Annotated in this window: 22 protein-coding genes and 1 pseudogene; 11 read left to right on the top strand and 12 right to left on the bottom strand. The window is 62.2% G+C overall.

What is annotated here, in order from left to right; genetic code table 11:
- The first annotated feature begins 270 nt into the window (after positions 1–270).
- Positions 271–2,379: an efflux transporter outer membrane subunit gene (locus tag LMA02_RS30880; RefSeq protein ID WP_228910873.1), complete on the top strand. Its 2,109-nt coding sequence runs from the start codon at positions 271–273 to the stop codon at positions 2,377–2,379.
- A gap of 34 nt (positions 2,380–2,413) precedes the next feature.
- Entirely contained in the window at positions 2,414–3,748 is a 1,335-nt protein-coding gene (locus tag LMA02_RS30885; RefSeq protein WP_228910495.1) for an HlyD family efflux transporter periplasmic adaptor subunit, read from the top strand.
- Between the two features lie 120 nt (positions 3,749–3,868).
- Here the strand turns inward: LMA02_RS30885 and LMA02_RS30890 are convergent, their stop codons facing one another.
- Positions 3,869–4,921, bottom strand: coding sequence for an RNA-guided endonuclease InsQ/TnpB family protein (locus tag LMA02_RS30890; RefSeq protein ID WP_228910496.1), 1,053 nt, complete (start codon positions 4,919–4,921; stop codon positions 3,869–3,871).
- 92 nt (positions 4,922–5,013) lie between these two features.
- Here LMA02_RS30890 and LMA02_RS30895 point away from each other — a divergent pair, with 92 nt between their 5' ends.
- Complete coding sequence (locus LMA02_RS30895) at positions 5,014–6,567, top strand: DHA2 family efflux MFS transporter permease subunit (RefSeq protein WP_228910497.1); 1,554 nt, start codon at positions 5,014–5,016, stop codon at positions 6,565–6,567.
- Between the two features lie 608 nt (positions 6,568–7,175).
- Positions 7,176–8,302: pseudogene (locus LMA02_RS30900) on the top strand (sensor histidine kinase).
- 573 nt (positions 8,303–8,875) lie between these two features.
- On the opposite strand, the gene LMA02_RS30905 reads toward LMA02_RS30900, so the two are convergent.
- Positions 8,876–9,289, bottom strand: coding sequence for a winged helix-turn-helix transcriptional regulator (locus LMA02_RS30905; RefSeq protein WP_027807990.1), 414 nt, complete (start codon positions 9,287–9,289; stop codon positions 8,876–8,878).
- 93 nt (positions 9,290–9,382) lie between these two features.
- Between LMA02_RS30905 and LMA02_RS30910 the strand changes: the two genes are divergently transcribed.
- A complete protein-coding gene (locus LMA02_RS30910; protein WP_228910498.1) occupies positions 9,383–10,336 on the top strand; it encodes an aromatic alcohol reductase in 954 nt (317 codons plus the stop codon).
- A gap of 442 nt (positions 10,337–10,778) precedes the next feature.
- Here LMA02_RS30910 and phoU read toward each other — a convergent pair whose 3' ends face one another.
- Positions 10,779–11,486 carry a phosphate signaling complex protein PhoU gene (gene phoU, locus LMA02_RS30915; protein ID WP_228910499.1) on the bottom strand — a complete coding sequence of 236 codons (708 nt, stop codon included), beginning with the start codon at positions 11,484–11,486 and terminating at the stop codon, positions 10,779–10,781.
- A gap of 501 nt (positions 11,487–11,987) precedes the next feature.
- On the opposite strand from phoU, the gene LMA02_RS35350 reads away from it, so the two are divergent.
- The 3 genes from LMA02_RS35350 (at position 11,988) to LMA02_RS30930 (ending at position 13,372) form a co-directional block, all read left to right on the top strand.
- Positions 11,988–12,116 carry a hypothetical protein gene (locus tag LMA02_RS35350; RefSeq protein WP_267479002.1) on the top strand — a complete coding sequence of 43 codons (129 nt, stop codon included), beginning with the start codon at positions 11,988–11,990 and terminating at the stop codon, positions 12,114–12,116.
- A gap of 390 nt (positions 12,117–12,506) precedes the next feature.
- Positions 12,507–12,704, top strand: a complete 198-nt coding sequence (locus LMA02_RS30920) for a hypothetical protein (protein WP_228910500.1) — start codon at positions 12,507–12,509, stop codon at positions 12,702–12,704.
- Positions 12,705–13,126: 422 nt separating this feature from the next.
- Positions 13,127–13,372: a hypothetical protein gene (locus LMA02_RS30930; RefSeq protein WP_228910502.1), complete on the top strand. Its 246-nt coding sequence runs from the start codon at positions 13,127–13,129 to the stop codon at positions 13,370–13,372.
- Between the two features lie 20 nt (positions 13,373–13,392).
- Here the strand turns inward: LMA02_RS30930 and LMA02_RS30935 are convergent, their stop codons facing one another.
- From LMA02_RS30935 to LMA02_RS30965, 7 genes are all read right to left on the bottom strand, one after another.
- The gene (locus LMA02_RS30935; protein ID WP_228910503.1) at positions 13,393–13,692 is read right to left on the bottom strand and encodes a hydrogenase maturation factor; all 300 of its coding nucleotides are present in this window, start codon (positions 13,690–13,692) and stop codon (positions 13,393–13,395) included.
- A gap of 67 nt (positions 13,693–13,759) precedes the next feature.
- A complete protein-coding gene (locus LMA02_RS30940; RefSeq protein WP_228910504.1) occupies positions 13,760–14,182 on the bottom strand; it encodes an NUDIX hydrolase in 423 nt (140 codons plus the stop codon).
- Positions 14,183–14,473: 291 nt separating this feature from the next.
- On the bottom strand, positions 14,474–15,451 hold the full coding sequence (locus LMA02_RS30945) for a VTT domain-containing protein (RefSeq protein WP_228910505.1): 978 nt from the start codon (positions 15,449–15,451) through the stop codon (positions 14,474–14,476).
- Between the two features lie 53 nt (positions 15,452–15,504).
- Positions 15,505–16,776 carry a DUF3734 domain-containing protein gene (locus LMA02_RS30950; protein WP_228910506.1) on the bottom strand — a complete coding sequence of 424 codons (1,272 nt, stop codon included), beginning with the start codon at positions 16,774–16,776 and terminating at the stop codon, positions 15,505–15,507.
- 10 nt (positions 16,777–16,786) lie between these two features.
- Positions 16,787–17,569 (bottom strand): 3-hydroxybutyrate dehydrogenase, encoded by a 783-nt coding sequence (locus LMA02_RS30955; RefSeq protein WP_228910507.1) that lies wholly within the window; start codon positions 17,567–17,569, stop codon positions 16,787–16,789.
- 15 nt (positions 17,570–17,584) lie between these two features.
- Positions 17,585–18,364: an acetoacetate decarboxylase gene (locus LMA02_RS30960; RefSeq protein ID WP_228910508.1), complete on the bottom strand. Its 780-nt coding sequence runs from the start codon at positions 18,362–18,364 to the stop codon at positions 17,585–17,587.
- A gap of 334 nt (positions 18,365–18,698) precedes the next feature.
- A complete protein-coding gene (locus tag LMA02_RS30965; protein WP_228910509.1) occupies positions 18,699–19,700 on the bottom strand; it encodes a bestrophin family protein in 1,002 nt (333 codons plus the stop codon).
- A 269-nt stretch (positions 19,701–19,969) separates the two neighbouring features.
- On the opposite strand from LMA02_RS30965, the gene LMA02_RS30970 reads away from it, so the two are divergent.
- Complete coding sequence (locus LMA02_RS30970; RefSeq protein ID WP_228910510.1) at positions 19,970–21,178, top strand: NAD(P)/FAD-dependent oxidoreductase; 1,209 nt, start codon at positions 19,970–19,972, stop codon at positions 21,176–21,178.
- 116 nt (positions 21,179–21,294) lie between these two features.
- Here the strand turns inward: LMA02_RS30970 and LMA02_RS30975 are convergent, their stop codons facing one another.
- The gene (locus LMA02_RS30975; RefSeq protein ID WP_124665190.1) at positions 21,295–21,795 is read right to left on the bottom strand and encodes an Ohr family peroxiredoxin; all 501 of its coding nucleotides are present in this window, start codon (positions 21,793–21,795) and stop codon (positions 21,295–21,297) included.
- A gap of 370 nt (positions 21,796–22,165) precedes the next feature.
- Complete coding sequence (locus tag LMA02_RS30980; RefSeq protein WP_228910875.1) at positions 22,166–23,686, bottom strand: PLP-dependent aminotransferase family protein; 1,521 nt, start codon at positions 23,684–23,686, stop codon at positions 22,166–22,168.
- 194 nt (positions 23,687–23,880) lie between these two features.
- Between LMA02_RS30980 and LMA02_RS30985 the strand changes: the two genes are divergently transcribed.
- A complete protein-coding gene (locus tag LMA02_RS30985; protein WP_228910511.1) occupies positions 23,881–24,624 on the top strand; it encodes an SDR family oxidoreductase in 744 nt (247 codons plus the stop codon).
- A gap of 84 nt (positions 24,625–24,708) precedes the next feature.
- On the top strand, positions 24,709–25,746 hold the full coding sequence (locus tag LMA02_RS30990) for a LysR family transcriptional regulator (RefSeq protein WP_228910512.1): 1,038 nt from the start codon (positions 24,709–24,711) through the stop codon (positions 25,744–25,746).
- Positions 25,747–25,749: the final 3 nt, after the last annotated feature.

Consider the following 25,749-nt stretch of genomic DNA (forward strand, 5'->3'; position numbering starts at 1 on the left):
GATGCATGGTGTTGCCCACTCTGCACCAATGAGGCGGGAGGCCGGCGATCGGGTGCATCGCTTTGACGGGTGCGGATTGGTGCCAACGAGGAACGGGAAAGTATCCCGATACAGGTCTACCTGCGGATGGCTCCGGCTCCTAGCATGACGGTACGGCAATGGGGGCGATGCTCCGTGGCCCAGGAGGTGTTGCGAATGCAACGGCAACCATTCCCGGTGTTTCGGGCAGCGACGCGACAAGCGAAGCCCATACGAAATCGGAGGCCTGCGATGGAAACGTTGGATATCGAGTGGCTGTCGACTTCGCCGACGCCGATCCGGAATGACTCGCGCATTGAAGTGGGCGCGCATCTCGTCAGTGAACGCGATGGGTATGCGCACCACGGAATCTACGCGGGAAACGGCCTGGTTATCCAGTATGGCGGCTTTCATCGCTCCGCAAGGCGGTGCCCGGTGGAATGTGTTCCGTTGTATTGCTTCGCGGCGAACAAGGGAATCCGCGTTCAGCCGGAACCGGGTGCCGTCTATACCGGAATGACCGTCGTCGAGCGGGCCAGGTCGCGTCTTGGTGAAGACCGATACCAGCTTCTGACGAACAACTGCGAACACTTCTGCACCTGGTGCGTGCGGGGTGTGGGACGCAGTGAGCAGGTGCGCCGCAGCTTGAGGAATCCATGGATGGGCATCAGGACACTGTTCGCGCTCGCGAACGAGGGTCTGGCTACTCGCGCACGCATGAGGCCGCGTTGCCGCGATGAAATGCGCCCGGGGCTCGTCGCGCCTGAGCGGATACCGGACCGAACTCGAATGGCGATTTTTCTGCAAATGGCTTTCCTGGCCTACTACGTGACGAGACGAGCAATGAACCTATTTTCAATCGCCGGGCGACACACGTCGCGCGTGTTCAAGGCGGCGGTGCCGGCGATCGTCGCGGCCGGGTTGTCGGCATGTGTGAATTACGCCGGCATTCACGGTGATGCGGCGATGACCGAGCCGCGGCAGTACGCGACGCTACAGAGCCTTCCGTTCGAGCAAGGGCATTGGCCCGATGCCGATTGGGCCGATCAGTTCGGCGACGGGCAACTGAAGTCGTTGATCGACGAGGCGCTCAAAGGCAGCCCGACACTCGCTCAGGCGCGTGCGCGCGTGGCGGCCGCGCAGGCATTCAGCGAATCCGCGCGAGCGGGGACGATGCCGCGCATCGACGCCAGCTATGCGCTCACACGCCAGCAATTTTCCGGAACGGCGCTCGTACCGCCGCCGTATGGCGGTTCGTGGCAGACGGAGAACCGGGGCCTCCTCGGCGCTTCGTACGAACTCGACCTCTGGGGCAAGAAGCGCGAGGCACTGAAGGCGGCGGTGTCGGCGCTTCAGGCGAGCCGCGCCGACGCGGAAACGGTCAGGCTGACGCTCACGACGTCGATCGCGCGCACCTATAACGAGCTGGCCCGTCTGTACCTGTTGCATGACATCGCGCAACAGGAAATCGATCGGCGCGAGCAGATCGACCGCATCGCGGCGGGCCGCATCGCGACCGGGCTCGACACGCAGGTCGAGCGCGAGACCGCTCGCGCGAACCTCGCGACGAGCCGCGCGTCACTGAAATCGCTCGACGGCCGGATTCTGGCCACGCGCTATCAGATCGCCGCACTGCTCGGCGCCGGACCCGATCGCGGCCTGCAGATCGCGCGCCCGATGCTCGGCATCGGCAACGAGGTTCGACTGCCCGACAATCTGCCCGCCGATCTCGTGAGCCGGCGCCCCGACATCGTGGCTGCCCGGTGGCGTATCGATGCGCTCGCGCACGACGTGAAGGAAGCGAAGGCCGAGTTCTATCCCGACATCAACCTGAGTGCCGCGATCGGGCTCGACGCGTTCGGCTTCGGGCGATTCCTGACGGCGGCGAGCCGCACCGCGTCGATCGGCCCGGCGATCCACCTGCCGATCTTCGATGCCGGCGCACTCCGCGCACAACTGAAGGGACGCTACGCGGACTTCGACAACGCCGTCGCGGCCTATAACCAGGCGCTCGTGACCGCCCTGAGCGACGTCGCGACGCAAATCGCCGACGTGCGTTCGACGGACGCGCAACTCGTCGATGCGCAGACCGCGCAGCAAGCCGCGCTGAAGGCGGCTGCGCTGGCGCTGGCTCAATACAAGGCCGGTCTCACGAATCAACTGACCGTGTTGAACGCCGACGTCAACGCGCTTTCCGCCGATCAGGGCGTCGCGAATCTGCGCATGGACCGTCGTGATCGTCAGATCGCGCTGGCGTCGGCGCTGGGTGGCGGCTTCGTCGACACGTCGTTCGCAGACTCGGGGGTCGCGGCACGTGCCGATGGGCCCGTGTCGGCCGCGCCTGCCGTCGCCGCGCGTTGAGCGGCGATCCATCGAATCTGCCAGGAGAATCGAAATGAGCGAAATCAACCCACCGGTTCGCAAGCCGGTCGAATCCGCACGCGTGAATCATGACCCGTCGCCGCCGGGGGGCGACGATGTCGCAAGCGAAGGCGCTACGCGACGACGCAGGCTGTTGCTGGCGCTGCTCGGCGTGGCGGTCGTCGCGTCGTCGGTCGCGTATGGTGTGTACTACATGACGTATGCGCGCTACCACGAATCGACGGACGACGCTTACGTCAGCGGCAATCTCGTGCAACTGACGCCGCAGGTGGCCGGCACCGTCGTGGCGGTGAATGCCGACGATACGCAGATCGTGAAGGCGGGCGACCCGGTCGTCACGCTCGATAACGCCGATGCGAAAGTCGCGCTCGGCAACGCCGAAGCGGCGCTGGGGCAGACCGTGCGGCAGGTGAGCAGCCTGTACGTGAACAACGACCTGTATGCCGCGAACGTCGCGCAGAAACAGTCCGATCTCGCCCGTGCGCAGGACGATCTGCGCCGCCGCCAGGCGGTTGCCGATACGGGCGCCGTGTCGGCCGAGGACATCGCGCACGCGCGCGACACCGTGGCGGCCGCGCGGGCCGCGCTCGACGCCGCGCGTCAGCAGGTGCAAGCCAACCGCGCATTGACCGCCCGCACGACGATCGACCAGCATCCGAATGTGCAAGCGGCCGCGTCGAAAGTGCGCGATGCGTATCTCGCCTATGCGCGCAACGTGCTGCCCGCGCCCGTCACGGGCTATGTCGCGAAGCGTTCGGCTCAGGTCGGCCAGCGCGTGTCGCCCGGCACGACGTTGATGGCGATCGTTCCGCTCGACGGCGTGTGGGTCGACGCGAACTTCAAGGAAGGCCAGTTACGCAACATGCGCATCGGTCAGTCCGTCACGCTGACGGCCGACGTGTACGGTGGAAAGGTCCGGTACCACGGCCGCGTCGTCGGCTTCTCGGCCGGCACGGGCAGCGCATTCGCGAGCTTGCCCGCGCAGAACGCGACGGGCAACTGGATCAAGATCGTGCAGCGTCTGCCCGCGCGGATCCAGCTCGACCGCAAGGAGCTCGACGCGCATCCGCTGCGTATCGGACTGTCGATGGATGTCGACGTGGATACGCGCGACGACACGGGCCCGCAGCTCGGCGCGGCAATGAACACGTCGTATCGCACGGACGTGTTTGCCGAGTACGGCGCGCAGGCCGATGCCGAGATCGAGAAGATCATCGCGCGCAACGTCGTCATCGGGCATGCGGGGGCGATGGGGCCTGCAGGATCGCCGACGGCTTCCGCCAGGCATGACACACGAGACACGCGAGACACTCGCGACACTCGCGACACGACGCCGCGCGCAAGCTGAACCGTCGACCCGGTGCGCGTGACGGTCGCGTTCCGGTCGATCCAATCGCCTGACTGGCCGGACCGATACGCCGGCGCGGTCGAAACTTCAGAGTGGAAACAAGTTGACGTCCCCCTCCGCCTAAAGGCGGAGGATTCCCACACCTGGCGATGCACGTCCGCATCGGAGAATGTTCAAAGCAGCATTGGTATCTCGATCATGCTCGACACCACAGTCACTGCAAGCCCACTCTCTTATTCGCAGCCCTGCGATACCTTTCGGCCGCGTCGTGCTGTCTTTCGACCCGCACGACGAACAGGACTGGGTGGAACCGCTTTCGTCGACTTCCTCGAACGTGGCTCCGTGCGCCATCGCCTTGTAACGGAGCTTGTTTCGGAAGGACGACCAGGATGCGTCGTAGACGCTCTTCGCCAGCCTGGTTCTGGCGAGCTTCGCGGCCGACACGTTGCCGACCGCGATGTAATCGAAACGCCGCACCAGATCGAGCGCGAGCTTGTGTTGGAAATCGGCACGGGCATTCGCCACTTTGGCGTGCAGCTTCTCGATATGTCGCTTGTGCTTTCGCGCCCGTTGCGCTTTCGCGAGCTTCTCGGCAGCACGTCGGCCGAATTGGTCGTTCGGCAACTTCTCGCCGGTCGACAGTGTGGCGAAGTCTTTCAGGCCGAGATCGATGCCGACACCGGAACGGATCGGGCGGGCTTGAACATCGGGCATCTCGATCACGATGTTGAGAAACCAGTTGCCGCGCGCATCCTGTGCGAAGTTGGTTCCGTCCTTGATCTTGCCTTCAGGAAGCGGCCGGCTACTGAACACGCGAAAGGTATTGCCGGCGAATCGAAACGCATCGCCCTCGCGCTTCAGGTCTCGGCCCTTCAGCGGCACCCAGCCCAGCGATTTCCTGCCGCGATAGCGCAGGTAGGGCCGACGGTTCCGACTGCGCGACTTCGCGTATTGCTCGCACGTCGCGTTGATCGTGCCGGAGTGGATGCCGAGCGCCTTGCTGCTCCCCGTCGTCAGCACGTTCAGGTCGAATCCCGTCGGCCATTTCTTGCTCCACATGAGCGCGTGCTTCTGCGTGTCATTGCAGAAGTTCCAGACGTAGTTCACCGCGCGGCTCTGCTTGTTAAGCAAGCCGTTGAGCGACTTAACCCGGTAGCGGTAGACAAGGATCATGCCGGTGATCCTAACCCGTGGAAGAAGCTGCCTGTCAACAGCGCTCCTTTCCTTCCCGCCATAAATGGCGGAGTTTCTCGGAGCAAATTCTGATGAATTCCTCGACGCAACCCGCACCGCCGCCGCTGACGGGCGGAAAGCTGGTCCTGGCGACCCTCGCCGTCGCGCTCGCGACGTTCATGAACGTGCTCGATTCGTCGATCGCCAATGTCGCGATTCCGACCATCTCGGGCAACCTCGGCGTCTCCGTCGACGAAGGCACGTGGGTCATCACGCTGTTTTCGGCGGCCAATGCCGTCGCGATTCCGCTGACGGGCTGGCTGACTCAGCGCGTCGGGCAGATCCGGTTGTTCGTGGCCGCGATCGTGCTGTTCGTGTTCTCGTCGTGGTTGTGCGGCGTCGCGCCGAACCTGCTCGTGCTGCTCGCCGCGCGCGTCTTGCAGGGCGTCGTCGCGGGGCCGCTGATTCCGCTGTCGCAAGCGATCCTGCTGGGTTCGTATCCGAAGGCGAAAAGCTCGACCGCGCTCGCGCTATGGTCGATGACCGCGACCGTCGGTCCGATCGCCGGCCCCGCGCTGGGCGGCTGGATCACCGACAGCTACAGCTGGTCGTGGATCTTCTACATCAACATTCCCGTCGGCCTGTTCGCGGCCGGTGTTACGTGGATGATCTATCGCGACCGCGAGACGCAGGTGCGCAAGCTTCCCATCGACAAGGTCGGCCTGATGTCGCTCATCGTGTGGGTCGCGACGCTGCAGATCATGCTCGACAAGGGCAAGGACCTCGACTGGTTCAGTTCGCCGGTGATCTGCACGCTTGCGGTCGTTGCCGCCATCAGCTTCCTGTTCTTCCTGATCTGGGAGTTCACGGAGCGGAACCCGATCGTCGACATCCGGCTTTTCGCGGTGCGCAATTTCCGCGGCGGCACGATTGCGATCTCGGTCGCGTACGCGGTGTTCTTCTCGAACCTCGTGATCCTGCCGCAATGGATTCAAGGCTATCTCGGCTATCGATCGGTGGACGCCGGGCTCGTGACCGCGCCGCTCGGGATCTTCGCCGTGCTGCTGGCGCCGATGATGGCGAAGATCATGCCGAAGTCCGATGCACGGGTGCTCGCGACGCTGGCCTTCCTCGGTTTCGCGGGCGTGTTCTTCATGCGCTCGCATTACACGACGAGCGTCGACCCCTATACGCTGGTGCTGCCGACCCTGTTGCAAGGTATTCCGATGGCGCTGTTCTTTACGCCGCTGACCGCCATCATTCTGTCGGGTTTGCCGCCCGAACGGATTCCGGCGGCCGCCGGCCTGTCCAATTTCGTGCGCGTGTTCGCGGGCGGTGTCGGCACGTCGCTGATCGCGACGGGGTGGAACGACCGGACGATCCTTCATCATGCCCGGCTCGCCGAGCAATCGAGCGTGAACAATCCCGCCTATACGGGCGCCATTGCGCAGCTTCATGCGACGCTCGGCGGCGGCTTGGATCAGGCCACTGCATTTTTCGAACGTACGCTCAACGCGCAGGCAGCGATGCTCGCGCTGAACGATATCTTCTGGCTGTCGTCGATCATCTTCATCGTGATCGTTCCGCTGGTCTGGCTTACAAAGCCGGGCAAGGGTGGTGGGGGTATGGCCGGCGGCGCGCATTGAGCGGGGGCGCTTCGAAGCGTGCGGGGTTGTCCGACACGATCTGCACTGCAGGCGGGACGGGTAGCCCTGACAAAACCGCGAGCGTTTCTCGTGAAACCCGGATAGCGGTCGTTCCGCGGTCTATCGTTGTTCGACATCGGACACGAGCAGGGCCCCTCAGGAACGACCGTTGGGTCCCACGCGCTTTGCCTCCGCTGTTGTCAGCTGTGTAGGTCTGGACTAGACCAGGCAGGTAGCGTTAGATCGTTTGACTCAGTTCGGCCATGAAGGGACGTTCGTGCGTGGCGCTGCTCAGCCACTCAGACGGCGGCTTTAGCCCTACAAACGGTTGTTTGGTGGGCGAAGATGAAAGTTCCTTCGTCGACCCTCGAACGTTCGGTAACCACGAAGCTCACTGCGTCGTCAGCTGATGCGCATTAACGATAGCGGTTCGCGCGCGCCGGCCCGCCTTTGGGCTCAACGACGTTCCGCTCGAATCGTCAGAAGGTTGCGGGTGCCTGACAGCGGGATTGCGCGCGGCTCTCGATGTATCATCCGCGATGACGGTATTCACGAGATATCGTGCGGCAACAGAAGCATCCACCGTCCATTCCGTTATGAGGGGTGAAATGCGCCTAGCTGCTTTTATCTGTCGGAACATGGAACCGATCCTGGTGCACTGGGAGGCGTTTGCCGCAACGCTGCGACCCGCGGCAACAAGCATGGACTCGTTCGAGCTACGCGATCACGCGCGTCAGATTCTGGAGGCCGTGGCCAAAGATATAGGTACCCCGCAAACCAGGAAGGAGCAACGCGACAAGTCGCTTGGACGCGCTCCTCAACCGTTGCACGCCAAGGAAACGGCCGCGCAGACGCACGCCCTCCTACGCGCCCGGCGAGGGTTCAACATCAACCAGTTGGCGGCCGAATATCGGACTCTGCGTGCCAGTGTGCTGCGCTTGTGGATCGACGACTGCCAGCCGGGCATGCCTCATTTAGAAGACATGATTCGCTTCAATGAGGCGATAGATCAGGCGCTCGCAGAATCAGTTGCATTTTTTACCGAGCATGTCGAGCAGGTCACAACTTGTTGCTGGGTATGCTGGGTCACGACATGCGCACGCCGCTGCAGACCATTCAGGTCACGGCGTGCTATCTTGCGGCGCTCAATGCTGGCGAGGAAGTATCGGAGGCTGCCGCCCGGCTGATCAGAAGCGGTGGCCGAATGCGAAGCCTCCTCGACGATCTCTGCGATTTCAATCGGACCCAGCTCGGGCTGGGTATCAATGTTGTTCCTCGCAATATTGATCTCGCGCATGTGCTGGCCAATGTGGTCGACGAATTGCAGGCGGCTCATCCGAATCGCCAGATCAAAATCAACGTGAACGGCGACCTACGGGGCGACTGGGATGATCAGCGCCTGCAGCAACTCCTGAGCAATCTGGTGGGCAACGCAGTCAAGTATGGAGCGCCCGATACCCCTGTGCGGGTAGCGGCGACGTCGGACGACACAGAAGTGCACATTGAGGTCGGGAATAGCGGGCCCGCCATCGATCCGCTCACGCTCGACCGTATCTTCGATCCGCTTCAGCGCGGAGCCGACCGCTCGGAAAGAGCGGATCACGATGTCGGATTGGGGCTCGGCTTATACATCGCCAGCGAGATTGCCAAGGCACATGACGGCCGTATTGACGCGCGGTCCGATCAAACAGAAACAGTATTCGTGGTGCACTTGCCGCGACGCGGTACGAAGTGAGCTCCCCAGCGCCCGCGTCGAGTGGTTGTAATGTGGCGTAACTCGCGGCGCAGCTCTCCTGTGGGTGCGTTGTCAGATAAGGCGACGGTGCTGCTGCATCATTGGAGTGACCGTTGCAGGTGCTGCGGTGGGTCGCGTGCTCACGTGACTGGGAAAGTTGCTTTGGCAGCCCAAGTTTGCCAGCGGCCCCCACGGGATCGCTCGAGGTTCGCCACTCGGCCAGTTCTTACCCGGCCTGATTCCGCGGTCGCGCAAGATACGTTGTGTGGCCTCTCGGCTGAAGCGGCTGCGCGTATGACTGCTGCACTGCGAGAAGCTGCCATTGAGGGCCGACCGGGGCAACAGGCAGAGATGGGTCGATCTGCGCCGGTCGTGTGCGCCGAGCGGCGGCCGGCCGAGTTCGGCCACTTGCGGTCGCTCGATCACGCTCTCGGGCGGACATTCGAACGTCAGTTCCGCTCAGCTATCAGGCTCTGCCCTGTCGAAATGCCGTCCTGCTTCGGCGGCCCAATTGAGAGGCTCCAATCCTTCTCCCCGCCGGGAAGTAGGGTTTGCAAATCAACAACCGGCAAGCTACGAGTTCGCGTCGCGGTGCTGGCTGTCGAAACTCCGCCTCGCTTCTCGGAAGCGGTCCGCATTCTCGACGATCCAGGTCCACAGCGGGACCATGCGAACGAGCAGGTCCATGCCCGTGTCGGATAACTCGTATTCGACTCTAGGGGGCACTTCATCGAAATCGTGACGGAGCACCAAGCCGTCCCGTTCGAGTTGTCGTAACGTGCGCGTCAACATCCGCTGAGTCACCCCATGCATGCGCCTGCCGATTTCGGCATGGCGCAGCCTGCCGTACACGCCGAGCGTGTGGATGACACCGAGCGACCAACGACTTCCGGCGTGTGCGAGCACCTCCCGCCGCAGCCCGTCATCATCGTCTCGCAGGCCGTCGCACACGGTCTGCGAATATTGGAGAAGTTCGTCTCGATCCAACTATCTGGCTCCCAGTATCACGCATGTACCTTCTTTCATACACGTCCACGCACCGCTAGACTGCGTGCAACGCATTCCTCAGCAGGCTAGACGATGAACCAAACAGATCCTAACGCTACGTCTCAAAACATTCTCGTGCTCGGTGCTGGCGAACTCGGCCTCCCGGTGTTACGCAATCTTGCGCGTCGAGCGAGGGACATCGCAGGCGCGAAGATCAGCGTGCTACTGCGCGCGAGCGCCGTCGAGTCCAGCGCACCCGCCAAGCGGCATGATATCGCGGAGATTCGAGATCTCGGGATCGAGATCGTCGTAGGCGATTTCGTGAAGAGCTCCATCGATGAGCTCGCCGCCTTGTTTGCGCGATATGACACGGTAATCGGTTGCGCTGGCATTGCAGCCGGCATCGACACGCCGATGAAGTTGGCGCGGGCTGCGTTGCAGGCGCGCATCCCTCGGTACTTCCCGTGGCAGTTCGGGGTCGATTTCGACCTGATCGGCCGCGGCAGTCCGCAGGACATCTTCGACGCACAGCTGGACGTGCGCGAGTTGCTGCGCAGTCAGCACGAGACAGAGTGGGTCATCATCTCGACTGGCATGTTCATGAGCTACCTGTTCGAGCCGGAATTCGGTGTCGTCGACCTGCAGAATGACGAAGTCCACGCGCTGGGCAGCCTCGACACCGCCGTGACGCTGACGACGCCCGATGATATCGGTGCGCTGACGGCCGCGGTCGTGTTCGCCCAACCCCGTATCCGGAACGAGATCGTGTATCTGGCCGGCGACACCGTGACTTACGCGGAGGTTGCAGACAAGCTGCAAGCGGGCCTCGGCCGGCCGTTCAGCCGTTCGGTGTGGAGCGAGCAGTATCTGCTGGATGAGCTGGCGCGCGACCCGAACAATATGATGCGCAAGTATCGTGCGGCTTTTGCTCAAGGGCGCGGTGTCGCATGGGACAAGAGTGGGACGTTCAACCAACGCCACGCCATTGCGGTCACCGACGTGGCATCGTGGATCAATGCAAGCCTTGTTTCGGGCCGCGGCGAGTAATCGTGAGCCCGGCCATCCAGGCTAACCGTATCGAGGATCGTTCCCCCGAGCAGAATAAGCCCGACCCCGACCGATGGGTGCGGGGTCCTGTATTCCGTGTTGACTTCAGCCGAATTTCGCTCGGCGAAGTCGGCGTGTGAAAGCGATGCGGCAGCTGGCCGAAGATGCTTGTTAGCGGTCGTTGACGGCGCGGAGGATTGGACGACGGGTTAGGGTCGACTGCCGCCTGATGTCGGTCCAACAATGGCGGACCGCGGCGCCCGTTCGACGTCGGACCGGGTTCGGCCACGAAGAGTCATCCGCTCGCACCGTTGCCCAGACATTCAGACGTCTGTTCCACGCTGGTGAACTGCCATTCCCTTCGCGTGGCCGCCGTGCGCCACGCCTGGCCGTCGCGTAACGCTCAATCCCTTGGCCGGCAGCTCGCCGCGTTGTCAGCCCTTCATTTGCGCAGAGCTTCTCGCTCGATCAGCTCGCGGGGCAAATGCCGGACGTCCGTTCCCTTGACGATGTAGATGACGAGTTCCGCCAAATTCGTCGCATGGTCACCAATCCGTTCGATGGCCGATGCGATGGCCAGGTAGTCGAGCGCGGCGGTGACGACACTAGGATCCTCAGCCATGTACGTGACCAACTTGCGCATGAATCCGCGGTACTGGTCATCGATCGCATCGTCTTCACGTAAGATTTGTGCTGCGGCACTAGTGTCGAGTCGCGCGAATGCATCGAGGGCATGGCGCAGGATGGCCGCTGCCAACTGACCGGACAACAGTATTTCTGCGATGTTGATCTTCATGCCGGCTCCCTCTTGGGTGATACGCAGGGTCCGTTTCGCGACCTTACGCGCTTCGTCGCCGGCGCGCTCGAGATTGGTGATGCCCTTCGAAATCGCCACCAGCAGACGCAGGTCGGACGCTGCGGGTTGGCGTCGCGCGATCACGTTGCAGCACTCAGCGTCGATCTGGACTTCCATCTCATTGAGACGATGCTCTGTGGCAACGACCTTCTCGATCAATTCCAAGTCAAAGTGGTTCAGCGCCGCGATCGCATCATTCAATTGCGACTCAACGATGCCCCCCATCTCGAGAAATTTGGACGACAGGTGCTGCAGTTCAGCGTCGAAGTGACTTGAAATATGTTTGTATGCCATGGAGAGCTCCCGTCGACGTATTGACCGGTACTGTCATCGTCGCTTTAAGTTCGGTGACTGCCCACAAGAGGCATCCGCCCGCGCTGCAGTTGGCGGCCAAGAATCCTGGTTGCCTCATTGTGGTCAGAAGAATGTGGCACTGTCTATCGCGACCAATATTCACTGCTCTGACACGAGCGAGGCGCAACTCGTCGGTTGCCCCTCAGCGCGCTCGAAGCCATGTGCAGGAACCTACCGACGTCGAGTGGACTGTTGGGTTACGGCCGTCGGACGATCCGAGCTTCATATCGTTTCGCATGGTTGCTTGATCGGTCCGACTGGTAACGTTTCCGAACTGGGGGCATCCACCTATAGGGTGACGCCCCCGATTCAACACGATCAAGATAGAATGTTCCCACTAATTGAACATTGCGTTCTGACGGGAAATAGTCGGGTTTGCCCGGCTTGCCCTTGCCCCCGAGTCGTTCGGGCGGGCGTCGAACTGCTCAAGGGAGCGTACAAATGACGGGTTTCACGCCGGACCAACTGGTTTCCTCAAGCAAAGCCACGGTGGCCGCCATGTTTGCGCTCGCGAACCAGGCGTTCCATGGTTACGAGCAAATGATTCAACTCAACCTGCAAACGGCTTGACAGGCGCTTACCGAAAGCCGGTCGTATTGGCCTGAAGCGCTGTCGCACAAGGCTCCGGAGCGTGCCATCGCACAACATACGATGCTGTTGCAATCGAGCACCAAGATTGCACAGTCGTATGGCAGTCAACTTGCCGCCATTGCGTCCAACACTCACGCAAAATGGTTGAAGATCGTCGGATCGCAAGTCGAATTGCATTCCCGCAGCCTTCCGCGCGGCTAACCGTCTTGCGACGGCATACACCTGCCCGCACGGACGTTACAACAAGCATGCTGACCGCGTTGTTTCGGCTGCGGTCATTGACCGGGGTCGCGTTGTTGTTGGCACCACAGCGATGTAGCGTCGCCATGTGTCTGCGCATGCATCCATAGTCGATGCGAGGAGCTTACGATGCTAAGTCCGCACGAAATCACCACGTTGATGATGGCGTGGGACGCCCCAGACCAGATTGAATCCGACCGCGAAGAGCTATTCACGTTACTGGAGCGCCAACTGATTTCCTTTGATCCGTCGGCGTCAGAAGATCGACATATTCTCTTGACGGCCGAAGGTCACGCCGTACTGAAAGCGGTCTCACGAATTCGTTAGGCGGACTGGGCAATTCGACAAGGCTTGCCTAGTCTATCCAAGCCAGCAGGGCAGCGCGATAATCGACCATAACTCTCAGACTAGTGGGAGTCGGCCGTCGCCGGGACTGGACGCAATGACGGAGGCAACGATGGACGGATCATGGGTTGGGATCGTGGTCGGGACGTTCGTGCTGGCCCTCGCGGCGATCGCTGTCGCGAGCCACTATCGCCGCGAGCATCGCCGTGCGGAATTGCTCAGAAACTTGGATCACCACGACTGGTGTCGATGGACACATGCGCATCGAGCCGGTTCAAGGTCAGTGAAACGATGAGACGCTGTTCGCTGACAAAAGGAATCAAGGAGTAGAAACCGGCCGCACGCTCGATGTGCCGCCGGTTCCACTCTCTCCCAATGGCTTGTCATCGGTTTTTGTTACCGACATGATCGGAATACAACTAAGTACCGGGGGCAATATGCGGAATCGTGAAAAAGTACCGGCTGGGCCGATCTGGGGGGTGATTGCCGGCGTCTTAATGGTGGCGACTGGAGTCGGCCTCGGAGTCGCCTCGAAACTCGTCAATGGCGTTGGCAAATTCGACGAGTCGTTGGCCATTAGCGCAGTGATGTTCGGCGTCCTGCTCGCCGTGTACGCCGGTCATGAAATGACGCGCAAAAAGCGACACTGAACGGAGCAGGCACCACTCCGCTAATTCCGCGATTGCAGGTCACACATCGAGACGGTCAGCAGCAGGTCATCAACGATGATCTGGCCTGCTGCGCGCCCCGCACGCAACGCTTCCAGACTTTCGGCGAACGGCTTCCCGCGATCCCCGGCCAGTCGAACCGGCGTGAAGAGTAGCGAAGACGTGTCGCTCGTTCGAACCTGCACAACTACAACGTATCCCCGAACGTGCCTCGTGATCTGGGTGCAGGCGTCAGCGAGCCCGCTATCGACTTCGCATCGCACCTCAATCGTGTAACCGTGATAATCGTACGTGCTGTTCATCGGTGCCTCGACATGTTCGGATTGGCGCTGCAGTCGGCTTATCGAATCCGGGTGTCCGATGGTGACGTTATCGGCCCGCAAACACACCTTCCGCGCTCACGCGTGAACGGTTGTATAGAAGCTCGACGATCTGCAGCGTGGGGGCGCTGGTCGGAAGCGAAGTCACCTCGAAATGTCCGAACCATCGACAGCGCGTGATCTCCATGCCCGGTTGTGGTTTGGCGTGCACAGGAACGTCGGCCACGAACACATGGTGTAGCTTCGTCAATCCCCCGAACTGGAAAACATAGGTCAATTTCAGCCCGATTAAACCCGTTTCTTCCCTGAGTTCACGATGGGCGGCATCAACGGGAAATTCGTCAGACTTAATGGTGCCGCCCGGCAGTACCCAGCGCGACGCGGTACGCGCCACGAGCAAAACTCTCTGCCCTTGACGGCAGACGATGGTGGCTCGCTCTTTGAGATCTGGCGTGCTTGATCGAGGGGGCATGGCTCTGGTTACGTTGCGTGGGACAAAGGCCCAATTTGGGCCGGACGGATAGTACCTCACTCGTGGTGAATTACCACGTACGTGACGAATATCGTAGCGCAACGTCGGGGGTGCCAACGACGGGCCAGTGACCAAGTCCGATGACCGTTGCACACCTGAGACCCGCCATCCGGAAGTTACTCAACTGACCGGCCGCAGTGGGTCGATCACGGCCCTTCATGACGTAACATCCAAGCAATCTCAGCCATGATCTGACGCTGACCGAGAGATCAGATCAAGACATTACCCATGTCAACCGCTTACCGCATCGTGCATCGCGATCATCGGCTCGACGTCGAAGCCCGCGGCGCGCCATGCATCGATGCCGCCTGCAAGCGGCAACGCCAGCTTGATGCCTGACAGCCGCAACTGCCTGGCCACCGACACCGCGGACACTTCGTTCGGGCACGCACAATAGATGACGAGTGTCCGGTTCGTTCCATGGCGTTCCATGATCTGCCGGGTCTTTCGCTCATCGGCAATCACCGCGCCCGGAATGACGAATGGATCGAGCGTCCTTCGCTCGGCGGAGCGAATATCGATCACGACCGGCCGCGGAGTGTTCGCGAGCAGGGCATGCAGTTCGCCGGCGCTGATCCGCGCGTTACCGAGCGCGTTTGCCAACATCAGCCTGCGGCAGTAGCGGTACAGGACATACAGCACCGGAACCACGCCGACGAAAATGAGCGCACGCGAGCCAAGACGGGCGACAAACGCGAAAATCATATCGATCTGCGAAGCGAATAGTGTGCCGATCGCCAGTCCGATCGACGCCCACAGTGCAAGGCCCGCACAATCGTGCAACACAAACGAGCGCAACCTGACGGCCATCGCACCGCATAACGGAACGGCAACGAGCGACAGGCCGGGAACGAACCTCGCAACGATGAGCACGCGGACGCCCCAGCGCCCGAAAAATCGCTCTGTCGTCCTGACGCAGGCTTTACGCGACTGCGACAGCTTGCAGACGGTATGAAGCGTGCGCTTGCCGTACCGCTTGCCGCCTTGATACCAGACCATGTCACCGAGAAAGCCGCCAATCACGGCGGCGCCCAGGATCGTCGAGAAATGCAGCAGCGTCGACGACGCGACATGCGTGACAAGCGCAACGCCTGCCCCGACCGTGATCAACGTCGGTATCGCGGGCAGAGGCAGGCCGAGCGAAGACCCGAGCACATTCAGGAATACGACCAACGTGCCGTACCGCGCAATCATTTCATGCGACATCATGGTGTTCTCCTCGAGGCTCGCACTTTCATGTTCACGGAAGGCGTCGCCACGCGTCACTTGGCGACGGACAACACTTTCTCCGGCGCGTGTTTCGTTTCCGGCAACGCGTCCGTGCCCCGGCCTTCCGCTTCGTTGACGTCCTGCCGATAGCGGTGAACGTCCCGCGTGACGAAGCCGATTTCGCGGCTCGGGATATCGAACCAGTCGGGATGGCCGAACGATCGCCGAATATCCTCGAGGCCGCTCGCCCAATGCTCGCGCATCGTGCCCTTGCTGAACTCATAGTCCTTGTAGTGCCCCTCGAACGACTTGTTCTTGTAGATCAGGTGCACGACGTTCACTGCACTGCCATCGGCCGTCTTCTGCGCCTCCCGCAACAACGGATGCGCAAGCCGCACGTGTTCGGGAATGTGTTCGAGCAGCGCCTTGATCATCTGCGCATGCTTCTGGTTCTGCGACATGAACGCGGTGATGGCGCGCGTGCGGCTTGAATACTGAATGTCCTTGGTGCGCTCGCTGACATCGAGGAAATCGTTCGGCAACTTGCCGCGCGAGCTCCACAGATCGATCTGGAAAACGAGCGTGTCCTTGTGCTGGCTTTCCCTGATGATCTCGGTCAGCGGCGTGTTGGACACCAGTCCGCCGTCCCAGTAAAACTCGCCATCGATCTCGACGGCCGGAAAGCCCGGCGGCAGCGCGCCGGAGGCGATGAAATGTTCCGGCGCGAGACGCATTTTCGAATTGTCGAAATAGACGAGATTGCCCGTTCGCACATTGACCGCGCCGACGGATACGCGAATGTTGCCGTCATTGATGCGATCGAAGTCCGCGTACCGCAACAGCGTTTCCCGCAACGCCGACGTGTCGTAATAGCTGACCTGATCGGGGCGCTTCCTGCCGAACCCGGCGAAGGACAGACGCGAGCGCGGGGAGAAAAAGCCGTCCTGGCCTTCCATCAACGTGCGCGTGGCGGCCCATGCGCTCGACCACCTGCGTCCCATGTCTTCCAGCCCGGACCACGCCGACATGTAGTTGCCGAAGTGCGAGAGCGGGTCGGTCGGCTGACTGATGGTGTTCCAGAAGCCGCGCAGTGCTTCCGTTCGATCCGTGGGCGCATTGCCTGCGATGATCGCCGTGTTGAGCGCACCGATCGATACCCCGGCGATGCGCGTCGGTTCCACGCCGACCTCGGCCATACCCTCGTATACGCCGGCCTGGTATGAGCCGAGGGCGCCGCCGCCCTGCAGCACGAGCCCGATGTCGTCATAGGCGGGAAGCGTGATGTGATGGGGCTGCTTCAGCTTGTTACGCTGGCTGGAATACATGGTGTTCTCCTTACTGCATGAACCAGCCGTGGCTGACGACGATCGATTGCCCGGTCAGCGCGTTCGATTCGAAGCCGGCCAGGAAGGCAACCGTGTTCGCGACATCGGCCAGCGACGTGAATTCGCCGTCGACCGTCTCTTTCAGCATGACGTCTCTGACGACCTGTTGTTCGGAGATGCCGAGGACCTTCGCTTGCTCGGGGATCTGCTTGTCGACCAGCGGGGTTCTGACGAAACCGGGGCACACGACATTGGCACGCACGCCACGCGGTCCACCTTCTTTCGCGACAACCCGCGCGAGACCGAGCAACCCGTGTTTCGCGGTCACATAGGCGGATTTGAGCGGCGAGGCCTCGTGCGAATGCACCGAGCCCATGTAGATCACCGTGCCACCCTTGTTCGACGCATACATATGCCTGATGGTGGCCCTGGTCGTCAGAAACGCGCCGTCGAGGTGGATGGACAGCATCTTCTTCCAGTCCGAAAAGGCGTAATCCTCGATCCGGTTGACGATCTGGATGCCTGCGTTCGACACGAGCACGTCGATTCCGCCCAGCCGGCTGACCGTTTCGGCCAGCCCCGCGCCGACAGCTTCCTCGCTGGTGACGTCCATCGCGATCGCCAACGCCTTCCCGCCGTTGCCGACGATGTCGTCGGCAACCTTTCGCGCAGCCTCGAGATTCAGGTCCGCGATCACGACCGTCGCGCCGTCCATCGCGAGCTTGCGCGCGCACACCGCGCCGATACCGCTTGCCGCGCCCGTCACGAGCGCGATCTTGTCGTTCAGTGCCATACGTCCTCCGGGAGCTTATTGGTTGACTGCGAGTTTCAGCGACTCGGCAGGGGCGAGATAGTCATAGGCCACTTCGCCGATATCGAGCGTGAGATGGGCAATGACGTGGCGTGCACCGATTACGCGGCGAACCGGCAGATCGGCGACCGACGCGAGTGCGTGCGGATGCAGCTCGAGCGCGGCAGGCCCTTCCCATGCACCGATCACGTCGACATCGCGCAGGAAGAAACGCACCAGTTCGCAAATGCGGGCCGAACCGTCGACGTGCGGAATGACCTTGAGCAGATAGTTGGGCGTGTCGGCAAGCTTGCGGCGCTCGGCCGCGGTGTCGAGGGCGCGATACTTGTAGCCCATCGTTCCGGTGGCGATGCGTTGGGTGCCGTAGTCGAGCGTGCCGAGCAGCGTGTCCTTGCCATCGACGTAGAGCTTCGGCGACGCCAGTTTCTTGGGGAATCCCCAGATTTCGCGTCCGGCTGCGATCGGGCCTTCGTCGTCGAGGTACATCGCGTGCGTGAAATTGGCTCGCTTGCCGTCCTCGTCGAGGACGGAGATCACCTGACCGCTTTCCGTGTAGTCGCCGAATCCGGACGAATCCGGCATCCGAATGAATTCGTAGTGGACGACGGGCTGGTCGACCGTCAGCGGTTCCGGAACGACGGCCCGAAGTGCGTCCATGTCCGTCTCGTACGAGATGATGAAGTACTCCCGATTGATGAAGCGGAAGGGCGGACGCGGATACGCCGGGTTATGCACGGGCATCGCAAATGCGTTGTCGCGGATGTCTTCTTCTGTCACGGATCGTTCCTCGGTTGTAGAGGTGCTGTGTCACACCCATCGCGCCAGCCTCGGCTGGCACGGCCAATGACGCGCGAGGACGCAGCGCGGCGCAGACTTGCCGCACGCGGTCGCACGTTGCGCTTGCGGTGCCGTGTCGGTTTCCCGGATGCATCAGGCAGCATTTACGGCCACCGTCAGCGCCAAGCGTAGGCGATGCGGCCTTGCGGCAGTAGCGTCGCAAACGACCTCACCATGTTGTCCTGACGACAACAATCGACAACGGGAGGGGTGGGAAGCAATGATCGAGGGTCGGCAATCCGGTGTCGCTCGAAGGGCGACATCCGTGGTTTCGCTATAGCGCAATGATGGCGTGGCTCGACGAACCGGCGGCATGTTCCCCGAGCATCGCTTTCAGATCTCGCTCGATCGTGCCGCACAGCGTCGAAATGGGAACATCGTTCGCGCCGCCTTCGAACGGATTCTCCGTGCTTTCGCCGACTTGATCGAGCGACGTGTACATCCACGACACCGCGACACTGCATGGCACCACCAGCCAGACCATGTTGCCGTGCATGAAGCCGCTCACACTATCGTTCAACCGGTTGAATTCGTTCAGAAGACCGAACGGAAGAGACAGGCAAAAAAATCGGACGAACAGGGAGCTGACAGTCGCGTACTGACGCGGATAGGGGAAATTCTTGAAACGTTCGGATCGAGACTGGAGATCAATGAAGTCTCCAAGGATTTTCTGAAGTTCCATATGGAAATTCGAATTCAGATGGCCGGCCATGTGAAGCATTTTCAGCGAGGTACCTTGCAGGACCAGCACGAATGTCGTGATGGAAGCAGAGGAGAGCGCCTGTTCCGTTTCAGAAGGAGACAAGTATTTGGGCAGTATTTCCTTGATGTCCTTTTCCCATTCCGGCACGCGATAGTAGCGACGATACTCCGCGTTGTGGCGCTTGTTCGTGCTTTCCCAGATACGCGGACGGCGCAGGTCGTATCGCAGCGCGGTCAGCCAGGCGAGGTGTCGATAGACGAGCTTTCGGGCAACCTCTTCATCCGTCACGAAGTCGCGCGTGAATTGCCCCCAGCGACGGCTTTTGCTCTGGATGTCGGTCCATATTTCCAGCGCGTCCATTGCCCGGTTGTACGTCTGGACGTTCTTGAAACCCACGATAAACGACGTCGCGGTTCCGAGGAGGGCCACGATCGTCAGCGGTATCGACAGCCATGTGACGGAAAAGAATTGATACAGAACCACCGGTACGGAACCGAAAATGAGAAGTTCGTAAATCTTCCAGCGAGTCCAGATCAGAAATTCCGATAGTTTGTACGATTTGCCGAGATGCATTTTATTTGCCTCGTCGATAACTCAGGTGGGTAATGAATAGGGCGCCTGGGGCACGCGCGATCTTCCGTCACGCATCATGCCTGCGATCGATTCGGCCGGGATGGGGTCGATTGGTGCCCAAGAGGCAACATCGTGAGAACGCTTGAGGATCTACTGCGCAATGCTGTGTCGACCTAGGATGACTTCGCGCGACGACGTTTTCGTTTTGCCTGTTTGGCTTGCAACTGGCGTCCGTCGATATCGCCAATTTCCAACCGAGGACAATCATCATGTCGCAGAAAATCCTGATAGTGGGTGCGGGCTTCGCCGGCGTATGGGGCGCACTGGGCGCGGCTCGCGTGCTGGATGGTGCCGGGGTGACGAGCGGCGACGTTGAAATCACGTTGATCTCGCCGAAACCGGAATTGCAGATCCGGCCGCGGTTGTACGAAAGCGAACCGCAGCAAATGGCCGCGCCGCTGCTGCCGCTGCTCGACGCCGTCGGCGTGAAATTTCTCGAGGGCAGCGTCGAAGAGATTGCAGTCGACGAGAAGACGGTAAGCGTGGCGTGTGCCAGCGGCCAGAAGCGTTTGCTCGCGTATGACAGGCTGTTGTTGACCAGTGGCAGCAAGTTGAGCCGGCCGCCGGTGCCGGGGCTGGCTGATCACGCGTTCTCGGTCGATCGTATCGAGGACGCGGTAGCGCTCGATGAGCACTTCGCGGCGCTGGCCAAACTTCCGGATTCACCGGCACGCAATACCGTCGCGGTCGTCGGCTGCGGTTTTACGGGTATCGAGGTCGCCACCGAATTGCCCAGGCGATTGCGTGAGCGGTTCGGCCCGGACGCGGCGATTCGCGTTGTCGTGATCGGTGCGCAGGCCGAGATCGGCCCCGATCTCGGCCCCAATCCGCGGCCTTACGTCGCTGAAGCCTTCGACGCGCTGGGCGTCGAGGCCGTGCTTGGATCGCGCGTCGTGTCGGTGGGGGCGGACGGCGTTCGCACCGCGTCGGGCGAGCATATCGAAGCCATGACCGTGATCTGGGCAGGCGGTATGCATGCCAGCCCGCTGACGGCGCAAGTCTCCTCGCATCTCGACCCGCTCGGACGCGTCGAGGTCACGCCTGATCTTCGTGTCGCCGAAGCGCCGCATGTGTTCGTGGCGGGCGATGTGGCGCGAGCGCGGAGCGACCATGACGGGCACTATGCATTGATGTCGTGCCAGCACGCGATCGTGATGGGGCAATTCGGCGGGCACAACGTCGCCGCGGACTTGATTGGTGCGCCGACGCTGGAATACACGCAGCCGTTCTATGCAACCTGCGTCGACCTTGGCGAATGGGGTGCTGTTTACTCGGAAGGCTGGGACCGGCAGATCAAACTGACGCATGCCGAGGGAAAGGCGCGCAAGCAGATGATCAACACACAGTGGATCTATCCGCCGGCGCCGAATCGCGCCGAGGCGCTGGCAGCAGGTAATCCGCAGGCTTCCTTCGGCTGACCTGCCACCGCCCCCGCGCGTGTCGCGCGATACACGGTGGGGGCGATCCGGCACGTCGCAGCGACGGCACACATTATCGATGGACAAGACGCCGCCGTCGCGCGACAGACGGTGAGTCAGTCGACGACGGTCACGATATTGACGGTGCCTTGCTTGGCCATCTTGGCATACGGACACAAGCGCTCCGCGGTTCGAACCAACTCTTCCGCGATGTCGCGATCGATACCGGGCATCCGGACCCGGACATCGACAAGCAATGCATAGCCGCCGTCCATGGGATCGCGGCCGAACGAAACCTGCACTTCCACGACCGTATCGGTGATGTCCAGGTCGGCGCGTTTTTCGAGCAGGTTCAGCGCACCATGGAAGCACGCGGCAAAGCCCGCCGCGAATAGCTGTTCCGGATTGGTCCCGTTGCCGGGCCCGCCGAACTCGGTGGGCAGGCGCAGATCCACAGCGAGATTTCCATCGTCCGAGCGGGCCACGCCGGATGCACGGCCGTGTCCTGTCTCGCCGCCGGTGACGGTGACGCTCGTTGTATAGAGAGGCTGAAAATCCCGGCCCCGATACCTGTCGAGGAGGGAAAGCGGAGGGGCCTGCAGCTTCTTGTCATCCATGATGCATGCTCGAGTTCGACGACGTGCTCCGACCGTCGATCATTCATTCGTCGAAGCGTCCTGCAACCGGGGCCGCACTGCCGGGGCAGATGGCGTCTTCAAGAAAACGATGTGGAGCGAACTGTCGTATGAGGAATGCGGCAATCTTCCGGTGCGGCCCGATCGATGGTGGGTCTAGGGAGAAAGATGCCTCCATGCTAGAGGAGCGCGAATGACGACGGTATAGCCATCAGAGGCGCATGTCTGTTTCCCGTTGGACACCAATCCGAGCGCTGCCACGATGGTCCGCCACGAATTTTCACGTGGCGCACGGTGGCAGCGGCCGTCGGTGCGCACTGATGCCATGCACGCAGTGGCCGGGTGCCGCGCATCAGCGGCCCAGGCAGGCGCGCAGTGTTTTGGCATGACGTCGCGCTTCGTCCGCATCGGCGATGTTCGCGAACCCGATGATGAGGCCGCGCGGCGTTTGCTGCGTGTGGCTGTTCGAATACCAGATCGACAGCGGCAGGACCGCGAGTCCCGCGTCGCGGGCACGCGCGGCAACGGCAACATCGTCGACCGGCCCTTCGGGCCCCTCTGCGAACCGCACCGCGAACTGAATGCCGCCCTCCGGCAATTCGACGATCAGCCGCTCGCCGAATGCCTGCCGCAACGCATGCACGATCAGCGTGCGGCGCTCGCCGTACAGCGCGCGCATGCGCTTCAGGTGCCGGGCAAAGTGCCCCTGCTCGATGAAATCGGCCAGGGCCGCCTGCAGGAGTGTCGGCGAACCGGCGTTCATGCTGCATGCCACGCGTTCGACGCGCTCCACCGCGCGTTCCGGCACCACCGCGTATGCGAGCCGCAAACCGGGGTACATCGCCTTGCTGAAGGTGCTGCAGTAGATCACGTGATCCCGGCGGTCCAGGCTCTTCAACGCCGGCAGCGGACGGCCGAGATAGCGAAACTCGCTGTCGTAATCGTCCTCGAGGATCCAGCCGGACGTCTTTTCGGCCCAGTCCAGCAAAGCGATGCGACGGGAAAGCGACAGCGTATGCCCGAGCGGACTCTGATGCGACGGTGTCACGAGCGCGAAGCGCGCTTGCGCGTCCAGCTGCAGGCCGCGTCCGACGTCGATCCCTTCGTCGTCCACCGGCACCGGGACGAGTTGCACGCCGGTCTCGGACAGGAAGCCGCGGGCGAGCAGATAGCCGGGATCCTCGAACCACACACGGTCGTTCGGGCGTGCGAGGCTGCGCAGCACGAGTTCCAGCGTCGCGCGGTAGCCGCCGGTGACGAACACCTGTTCCGGCACGCAGGTGACGCCGCGCGACAGGGTCAGATAGGTCGCGATGTGTTCGCGTAGCGGCCGGTAACCGGCCGGATGCGGGTAACCCAGCAGCGCGCGGTCGCTGCTGCGCGCGCGCAGCGACACGAGCCGCTGCCAGACCTTGCGCGGAAACGCGTCGAGCGCGGGGAGCCCCGGTTGCAGCGGGCGCGGCTCGCCGCTCATCGCGACGGCGATCGGCTGCGGGCGCCGTGGCGGCGGAGTGTCGCCCGACATGCCCGACGCCTGGCGCGGGCCGGCGGGTTCGGCGTGCGGTGCCGTTGCGCTGCCTCGCGCGGGCGCCGCGCGTGTCAGTGCGATTGGCAGGGACGGCGACACGAACGTGCCCGCCGCGCCGCGCATTTGCAGGTATCCCTCGTCGACCAGGATCATGTAAGCCTGCTCGACGGTGCCGCGCGCCGTGTTCAGTTGCGTCGCCAGACCGCGCAACGCGGGCACGCGATCGCCGGGGCGCAAGTGACCGGCGGCGATCGCGGCCCTGAACCGCTCGCAAATCTGCAGATAGACCGGCAACTGGTGGTGCCGGTCGATTTCGATGGTCAGCGGGGGCGTTGGCGTGGACATCGCAGTCTCCCGGGTAACGCGAACAGATATGGCATGGACTAGTCCGATCGACGATTCTTGGCACTTATGGATAGGACATGATTCTTCCACAATTGCGCCACGTGATGCGACGGTCACGGCCGCCTTCACCGGATCCGGCATCCGTCACATCCGCTTCGCATTCCAATGCAATCCATTCGTCAGGAGATTTTGCGATGAAGATCGTTGTCATCGGTGGTTCGGGCCTGATTGGCTCGCGTGTCGTCACGTTGCTCGGCGAAGCGGGCCATCAGGCGCTGGCCGCATCGCCGCGCACCGGCGTCAATACCATCACGGGCGAAGGCCTGACCGACGCATTGACGGACGCGGACGTCGTCGTGGACGTGGCGAATGCGCCGTCATGGGAACCGCAGGCGGTGCTGGACTTTTTCCGCACGTCGGCGCGTAATCTCGGCAAGGCCGAAGTGGCCGCGGGCGTGCGCCATCACGTCGCGCTGTCGATCGTCGGCTGCGACCGCATGCCGGAGAACGGCTATTTCGCGGCCAAGGTCGCGCAGGAACAGGCGATCGAAGCGGCGGGCGTGCCGTATACGATCGTGCGCGCGACGCAATTCATGGAATTCATCGGCGGTATCGCGGATTTCGGCACGCAAGACGGCACGGTCCGCATCGGCGACGGACTGTTTCAGCCGATCGCCGCGGAAGACGTGTCGGCGCTCGTCGCGCAGAGCGCGCTCGCCGGGCCGCTCAACGGCACGGTCGAGATCGCGGGCCCGGATCGCGCACCATTCGCGGAGATCGTCGCGCGCTATCTGAAGGCGGTCGGCGACGCGCGCGCGGTCGTGACCGATCGCGATGCACGTTACTACGGTGGTCGCGTCGAGGAAACATCGTTGGTACCGCTCGGGGCGGCGCGGCTCGGCCGCATTGGTCTCGACCAGTGGCTCGCAGAAATCTGATTCGCGTTCGCATGTTTGAGGGCTCGCCGGCGCAAGCCGGCGATGGACAGTCGGGCGGAGCGGCATGCGTTAGGGGCAGCGGAAATGAATCAATCGGATACATCGGAGCAAGGCGTTCGTTGCGACTTGACTGGTCGCGCCGATGCACTCTCCGCGAGCTTCGGTGCGAGCTATGCGGGCATTCTTGCATTCGTCGCAGTGGCGAGCGAGGGGAGTTTTACCAAGGCCGCCGAACTTCTTGGCGTCGGCCGGCCGGCCGTGAGCCGGAACGTCCAGAAGCTGGAGGCGCAGTTGAGTACGCGGCTGTTCCAGCGGACCACGCGCATGACCGAACTGACTTGCGAAGGCCAGCGATTCTTCGAGAATTGCCATCAGGGCGTGGCGCAGATCGTGGAAGCCATGAACGACATGCTCGAGTTGCGGCAGGGGCCGCCGCGCGGCCTCATTCGTATCAGCTCGGCGGTGGGATTCGGCAGGAAAATCGTCGCGCCGCTGCTGGAAGCGTTTGCGGAGGCCTATCCCGACATCGTCATCGACCTGTTGCTCGACGACCGGCCGATCGACCTGGTGTCGGAGCGGATCGACGTGTCGTTCCGCAATGGACGCATCGAGGACTCCAGCATCATTGCCCGGCAACTGATTCCGATGCAGATGGCGCTCTGCGCGGCACCTTCGTATGTGGCCAGGCACGGGCTCCCGCAGAGTCTGGAGGACCTCGGCCGGCACAAGTGCATCAATTTCCGTTTTGCCAGCGGTCGCGTATTCGAATGGGAGTTCAATGTCGACGGCCGCGTGCACAAGTACCTGCCGACGTCGCGCCTCACGTACAACGACACGGATCTGGTGTTGCGCGCCGTGCTGAACGGGTCGGGTATCGCGCAACTGGCCGGCTACCAGATCCGCGACCATCTCGCGTCGAACGAACTCGTCGTCGCGCTGGCGAAGCATGTGCCGGAGGATCGCGGCCACTACATCTGCTACCTGAGCCGGCAACATCTGCCGACGCGTATTCGAATCTTCGTCGACTTCATGGCCGAGCAGATTCGTGCGCTCGATCTGAACTGCATGACGCGGTTCAATACGGATGTCCCTGGGGCTTCGTCGGCGGGGCTGGCGGCTTGAAGC

Origin of the sequence: Burkholderia sp. B21-005, assembly GCF_020843965.1 — a bacterium.
GTDB classification, from domain to species: domain Bacteria; phylum Pseudomonadota; class Gammaproteobacteria; order Burkholderiales; family Burkholderiaceae; genus Burkholderia; species Burkholderia ambifaria.